Below are 6,196 nucleotides of genomic sequence, written 5' to 3' on the forward strand. Positions count from 1 at the left end.
TTATGATTTGAACAGTACAGGATGGGCTCCAAGCTATCAAGACCCAGCATCTTACTTGAATATCATGGATCCTAAATCAGGTTCTGCTATGAAACACCTTGGTATTACTAAAGGGAAAGATAAGGATGTTGTAGCTAAACTTGGTTTGGACCAATATAAGAAATTATTGGATGATGCAGATTCAGAAACTACAAATCTTGAAGAACGCTATGAAAAATATGCCAAGGCTCAAGCTTGGTTGACAGATAGTTCATTATTGATGCCAACAGCCTCATCTGGTGGTTCTCCAGTTGTAAGTAATGTCGTGCCATTCTCAAAACCGTACTCACAAGTTGGTATTAAGGGTGACCCATATATCTTTAAAGGAATGAAATTGCAAAAAGATATCGTTACAACAAAAGAATATGAAGAAGCACTGAAAAAATGGCAAAAAGAAAAATTGGAATCAAACGGTAAGTACCAAAAAGAACTAGAAAAACACATTAAATAAAGCAGAAAACTCTATATCAGACAAGCCTGATGTAGAGTTTTTTCTTGCTAGTTTTAGGATTTTCTTGTAAAATAGAAAAAGTGAAGAGAGGTATGAAATGAGTAAGAAAGATAAAAAAATCGAAATTCAAGTAGCAGATGCCAAGGTTAATGTAGGAAAAGACAGTTTTGAAGGCTATACCTTGACCATTGGTAAAAAAGTTATCGGAGAAATTGCCGAATTAGATGGACAATTTGCCATTATAAAGAATGGGAATGTCGATAGTTTTTATAAAAAATTGGAAAAAGCTGTGGAAATTTTGATTGAAAATTATAATTTAGCAAAATAAGTCTTGTTTTTTTGAAATTTTCATGATATAATGGTTCATGTTGATTGTAGGAGAGATAGCGAAGAGGCTAAACGCGGCGGACTGTAAATCCGCTCCTTCGGGTTCGGGGGTTCGAATCCCTCTCTCTCCATTTCATCAATGGGGTATAGCCAAGCGGTAAGGCAAGGGACTTTGACTCCCTCATGCGTTGGTTCGAATCCAGCTACCCCAGTTCTTAGGTAATAATCAAGATAAAAATCAAAATATCTTAGGGTATTTTATTTTTATAATTGAAAGACGTGAACGATATGAACATGTCCTTGCGGGTGCTTAGGAAAAAAATTATAAGTATGTCAAGTTTAAGAAGAACTTGATTGTTGGAGGATTTTTTAGATGAACGAATTTGAAGATTTGCTAAATAGCGTTAGCCAAGTTGAGACTGGTGATGTTGTTAGTGCTGAAGTATTGACAGTTGATGCGACTCAAGCTAACGTTGCAATCTCTGGAACTGGTGTTGAAGGTGTCTTGACTCTTCGCGAATTGACAAACGATCGCGATGCAGATATCAATGACTTTGTGAAAGTAGGAGAAGTATTGGATGTTCTTGTACTTCGTCAAGTAGTTGGTAAAGATACTGATACAGTTACATACCTTGTATCTAAAAAACGCCTTGAAGCTCGCAAAGCATGGGACAAACTTGTTGGTCGCGAAGAAGAAGTTGTTACTGTTAAAGGAACTCGTGCCGTTAAAGGTGGACTTTCAGTAGAATTTGAAGGTGTTCGTGGATTTATCCCAGCTTCAATGTTGGATACTCGTTTTGTACGTAACACTGAGCGTTTTGTAGGTCAAGAATTTGATGCTAAAATCAAAGAAGTTGACGCTAAAGAAAACCGCTTCATCCTTTCACGTCGTGAAGTTGTTGAAGCAGCTACAGCAGCAGCTCGCGCTGAAGTATTCGGTAAATTGGCTGTTGGTGATGTAGTAACTGGTAAAGTTGCACGTATCACAAGTTTCGGTGCTTTCATCGACCTTGGTGGTGTTGACGGATTGGTTCACTTGACTGAATTGTCACATGAACGTAACGTATCACCAAAATCAGTTGTAACTGTTGGTGAAGAAATTGAAGTGAAAATCCTTGATCTTAACGAAGAAGAAGGACGCGTATCACTTTCACTTAAAGCAACAACACCTGGACCATGGGATGGCGTTGAGCAAAAATTGGCTAAAGGTGATGTAGTAGAAGGAACAGTTAAACGTTTGACTGACTTCGGTGCATTTGTTGAAGTGTTGCCAGGTATCGATGGACTTGTTCACGTATCACAAATTTCACACAAACGTATTGAAAATCCAAAAGAAGCTCTTAAAGTTGGTCAAGAAGTTCAAGTTAAAGTTCTTGAAGTTAACGCAGATGCAGAGCGCGTATCACTTTCTATCAAAGCTCTTGAAGAGCGTCCAGCTCAAGAAGAAGGACAAAAAGAAGAAAAACGTGCTGCTCGTCCACGTCGTCCAAAACGTCAAGAAAAACGTGATTTCGAACTTCCAGAAACACAAACAGGATTCTCAATGGCTGACTTGTTCGGTGATATCGAACTTTAATCAAATTGAAAATTCACAAAATCCTTTGTTTACTAAACAAGGGATTTTTCTTTTGTCTGTAAGCCTTTTTTGATATAATAGTCCTATGTTAGAATCAGAAAAAAAATCACGTTATCAAATGTTAAATGAGGAGCTCTCTTTTTTATTGGAAGGCGAAAACAATGTTTTGGCTAATCTTTCCAACGCCAGTGCTCTTTTAAAATCGCACTTTCCTAATACTGTATTTGCAGGCTTTTATTTATTCGATGGAAAGGAATTGGTTTTAGGTCCCTTCCAAGGTGGTGTTTCCTGCATCCGTATTGCGCTTGGAAAAGGTGTTTGTGGGGAGGCAGCCCACTTTCAGGAAACTGTTCTGGTTGGTGATGTAATAACTTATCCCAACTATATTTCTTGTGATAGTCGAGCTAAAAGTGAAATTGTTGTTCCGATGGTTAAGAATGGTCAATTACTTGGAGTTCTAGATCTTGATTCTTCAGAGATTGATGATTATGATGCTATGGACCGAGATTATTTGGAACAATTTGTCGCTATTTTGCTTGAAATGACAGAATGGGACTTTACAATGTTTGAGGAGAAAGCCTAATGTATCAAGCACTTTATCGAAAATATAGAAGTCAAAACTTCTCCCAGTTGGTTGGACAGGAAGTTGTGGCTAAGACTCTTAAACAAGCAGTGGAGCAAGAGAAAATAAGTCATGCTTATCTTTTTTCTGGTCCACGGGGAACGGGAAAAACCAGTGTAGCCAAGATTTTTGCCAAAGCTATGAACTGTCCAAATCAAGTGGGTGGGGAACCTTGTAATAACTGCTATATTTGTCAAGCAGTGACGGACGGTAGTTTAGAAGATGTCATTGAAATGGATGCTGCCTCTAATAACGGGGTGGATGAAATCCGTGAAATTCGTGATAAATCTACCTATGCGCCTAGCCTTGCTCGTTATAAGGTTTATATCATAGATGAGGTTCACATGCTGTCTACAGGGGCTTTTAATGCCCTCCTAAAGACGCTGGAAGAGCCAACACAGAATGTGGTCTTTATTTTGGCCACTACTGAATTGCACAAGATTCCTGCCACTATTCTATCCCGTGTGCAACGTTTTGAATTTAAATCGATTAAAACACAGGATATTAAGGAACATATCCACTATATCTTAGAAAAAGAAAATATCAGTTCTGAACCAGAGGCTGTGGAAATCATTGCCAGACGCGCTGAAGGTGGGATGCGAGACGCCTTGTCTATTTTGGATCAAGCCCTGAGTTTGACACAGGGAAACGAGTTGACGACTGCCATCTCTGAAGAAATTACAGGAACTATTAGTCTGTCAGCCTTGGATGATTATGTGGCTGCCTTATCTCAGCAGGATGTTCCCAAGGCCCTAGCATGCTTAAATCTTCTCTTTGAGAATGGTAAGAGCATGACTCGTTTTGTGACCGACCTTTTGCACTATTTAAGAGATTTGTTAATTGTTCAAACAGGTGGAGAAAACACTCATCATAGTCCAGTCTTTGTTAAGAATTTGGCAATTCATCAAGAAAATTTGTTTGAAATGATTCGTTTGGCGACAGTTAGTTTAGCAGATATTAAGTCTAGTTTGCAACCTAAGATTTATGCTGAGATGATGACTATTCGGTTGGCGGAGGTTAAGCCTGAACCAGCTCTTTCAGGAGCTGTTGAAAGTGAAATTTCTGCACTGAGACAGGAAGTCGCCCGTCTCAAACAAGAACTCGCAAATGTGGGAACTGTATCTAAGCCAACCAGTCCAGCTCCAAGTCGCCCAGTAGTAGGCAAGACAGTCTATCGTGTGGATCGTAATAAAGTTCAATCTATCCTACAAGAGGCCGTCGAAAATCCTGATTTAGCACGTCAAAATCTGATTCGTTTGCAGAATGCCTGGAGAGAAGTAATTGAAAGTCTAGGTGGGCCGGACAAGGCTTTGTTGGTTGGTTCTCAACCGGTTGCGGCCAATGAACACCATGCTATTCTTGCTTTTGAGTCTAACTTCAATGCTGGTCAAACCATGAAACGGGACAATCTTAACACCATGTTTGGCAATATCCTTAGTCAGGCAGCAGGTTTTTCGCCTGAAATCTTAGCCATTTCCATGGAGGAATGGAAAGAAGTTCGCGCAGCCTTTTCAGCCAAAACCAAATCTTCTCAAACTGAAAAAGAAGCGGAAGAAAGCCTGATTCCAGAAGGATTTGAATTTTTGGCTGATAAAATGAAGGTAGAGGAAGACTAAAGAAAGATTTCATGATACAATAAGTTTATGAATAGACAACAATTTATCATCATCGCGCTGTTTACAGCTGCTGAGACCTATTTTTTCAATGAAGCTTGGATGACTGGTCGTTATATTATGGCAGCCTTTTGGGCCATTTTGCTCTTTAGAAATTTCCGAGTTAGTTACTTGATGGGCAAGATTGTAGATGTCATTGACCAGCATTTAAAAGGAAAAGACTAGTCCTCAGCTTCTAGACAAAATCAAAGCCTTTTAGGCTTTTTTTTGTTATACTATAAAAGTATATTTATTGACCTTTTACCGTGTTTTCTAGGGAAATCAAGTATGTTTCCAGTAAGAACTGTAAAGGCCTTGAAAAAGAAAGGAACTATCATGTCAGTATTAGAGATCAAAGATCTTCACGTTGAGATTGAAGGAAAAGAAATTTTAAAAGGGGTTAACCTGACCCTGAAAACAGGAGAAATCGCCGCTATCATGGGACCAAATGGTACTGGTAAATCGACACTTTCTGCCGCTATCATGGGAAATCCAAACTATGAAGTTACCAAAGGTGAAGTCTTGTTTGATGGCGTTAACATCCTTGAGTTGGAAGTTGACGAGCGTGCGCGTATGGGACTTTTCCTTGCTATGCAATACCCATCAGAAATTCCTGGTATTACTAACGCTGAGTTTCTTCGTGCAGCCATGAATGCTGGTAAAGAAGATGATGAAAAAATTTCAGTTCGTGAGTTTATCACTAAACTTGACGAGAAGATGGAATTGCTCAACATGAAAGAAGAAATGGCTGAACGTTACCTCAATGAAGGTTTCTCTGGTGGTGAGAAAAAACGTAATGAAATTCTTCAACTCTTGATGTTGGAACCAACTTTTACCCTTTTGGATGAGATTGACTCTGGTCTTGATATTGACGCTCTTAAAGTTGTTTCGAAAGGTGTTAATGCCATGCGTGGTGAAGGTTTTGGTGCTATGATTATCACTCACTACCAACGTCTTTTGAACTACATCACACCTGATGTGGTACATGTCATGATGGAAGGTCGTGTTGTCCTTTCAGGTGGTCCAGAATTGGCTGCGCGTTTGGAACGTGAAGGATACGCAAAACTAGCTGAAGAACTTGGCTACGACTACAAGGAAGAATTGTAATTCCCTCGTGTCTTTTAGGAGAAGTAAATGACTAAAGAAAATATTAAACTTTTTTCAGAAATGCACGCTGAACCAAGCTGGTTGGCTGATCTCCGTCAAAAAGCTTTTGATAAGATTGAGAGTTTAGAGTTACCAGTTATTGAGCGTGTCAAATTCCACCGTTGGAATCTGGGTGATGGAACGATTACAGAAAGTGAGCCATCAGCAAATGTTCCAGATTTCACTGCACTAGATAACCACTTGAAGTTGGTGCAAGTAGGAACTCAAACTATTTTTGAGCAAACTCCAGTTGAATTAGCTGAACAGGGTGTTGTCTTCACAGATTTCCATTCAGCTTTAGAAGAAATTCCAGAGCTGATCGAAGAATTCTTCATGTCATCTGTTAAGTATGACGATGACAAGTTGGCAGCCTACCATACAGC

General features: G+C 39.3%; 6 protein-coding genes, 2 tRNA genes and 2 pseudogenes. All 10 read left to right on the forward strand.

Annotated elements, in window-relative coordinates; genetic code table 11:
• Positions 1 to 490 (forward strand): annotated as a pseudogene (locus ACLNCN_RS02725) (peptide ABC transporter ATP-binding protein); the annotation flags it as partial.
• Positions 491 to 587: 97 nt separating this feature from the next.
• Entirely contained in the window at positions 588 to 818 is a 231-nt protein-coding gene (locus ACLNCN_RS02730; protein WP_000037113.1) for a DUF2969 domain-containing protein, read from the forward strand.
• Positions 819 to 867: 49 nt separating this feature from the next.
• Positions 868 to 948: transfer RNA gene (locus ACLNCN_RS02735), tRNA-Tyr, on the forward strand.
• A gap of 9 nt (positions 949 to 957) precedes the next feature.
• Positions 958 to 1,029, forward strand: a tRNA-Gln gene (locus ACLNCN_RS02740).
• A gap of 161 nt (positions 1,030 to 1,190) precedes the next feature.
• A complete protein-coding gene (rpsA, locus tag ACLNCN_RS02745; protein ID WP_001001631.1) occupies positions 1,191 to 2,393 on the forward strand; it encodes a 30S ribosomal protein S1 in 1,203 nt (400 codons plus the stop codon).
• 85 nt (positions 2,394 to 2,478) lie between these two features.
• Entirely contained in the window at positions 2,479 to 2,976 is a 498-nt protein-coding gene (locus ACLNCN_RS02750) for a GAF domain-containing protein (RefSeq protein WP_153198811.1), read from the forward strand.
• A complete protein-coding gene (gene dnaX / locus ACLNCN_RS02755; protein WP_261105914.1) occupies positions 2,976 to 4,631 on the forward strand; it encodes a DNA polymerase III subunit gamma/tau in 1,656 nt (551 codons plus the stop codon). The genes ACLNCN_RS02750 and dnaX overlap by 1 nt, the downstream gene beginning before the upstream one ends.
• A 27-nt stretch (positions 4,632 to 4,658) precedes the next feature.
• A complete protein-coding gene (locus ACLNCN_RS02760; RefSeq protein WP_001081602.1) occupies positions 4,659 to 4,853 on the forward strand; it encodes a DUF3272 domain-containing protein in 195 nt (64 codons plus the stop codon).
• Between the two features lie 150 nt (positions 4,854 to 5,003).
• Positions 5,004 to 5,774, forward strand: coding sequence for a Fe-S cluster assembly ATPase SufC (gene sufC / locus ACLNCN_RS02765; RefSeq protein ID WP_424844564.1), 771 nt, complete (start codon positions 5,004 to 5,006; stop codon positions 5,772 to 5,774).
• 27 nt (positions 5,775 to 5,801) lie between these two features.
• Positions 5,802 to 6,196: pseudogene (locus ACLNCN_RS02770) on the forward strand (Fe-S cluster assembly protein SufD); the annotation flags it as partial.

It is taken from the genome of Streptococcus sp. CL8.13 (assembly GCF_049737895.1).

Bases quoted from the DNA above. Each gene is read 5' to 3' on its own strand.
- ACLNCN_RS02730 (WP_000037113.1), top strand. From the start codon at position 588: ATGAGTAAGAAAGATAAAAAAATCGAAATTCAAGTAGCAGATGCCAAG.
- rpsA (WP_001001631.1), top strand. From the start codon at position 1,191: ATGAACGAATTTGAAGATTTGCTAAATAGCGTTAGCCAAGTTGAGACT.
- ACLNCN_RS02750 (WP_153198811.1), top strand. From the start codon at position 2,479: ATGTTAGAATCAGAAAAAAAATCACGTTATCAAATGTTAAATGAGGAG.
- dnaX (WP_261105914.1), top strand. From the start codon at position 2,976: ATGTATCAAGCACTTTATCGAAAATATAGAAGTCAAAACTTCTCCCAG.
- ACLNCN_RS02760 (WP_001081602.1), top strand. From the start codon at position 4,659: ATGAATAGACAACAATTTATCATCATCGCGCTGTTTACAGCTGCTGAG.
- sufC (WP_424844564.1), top strand. From the start codon at position 5,004: ATGTCAGTATTAGAGATCAAAGATCTTCACGTTGAGATTGAAGGAAAA.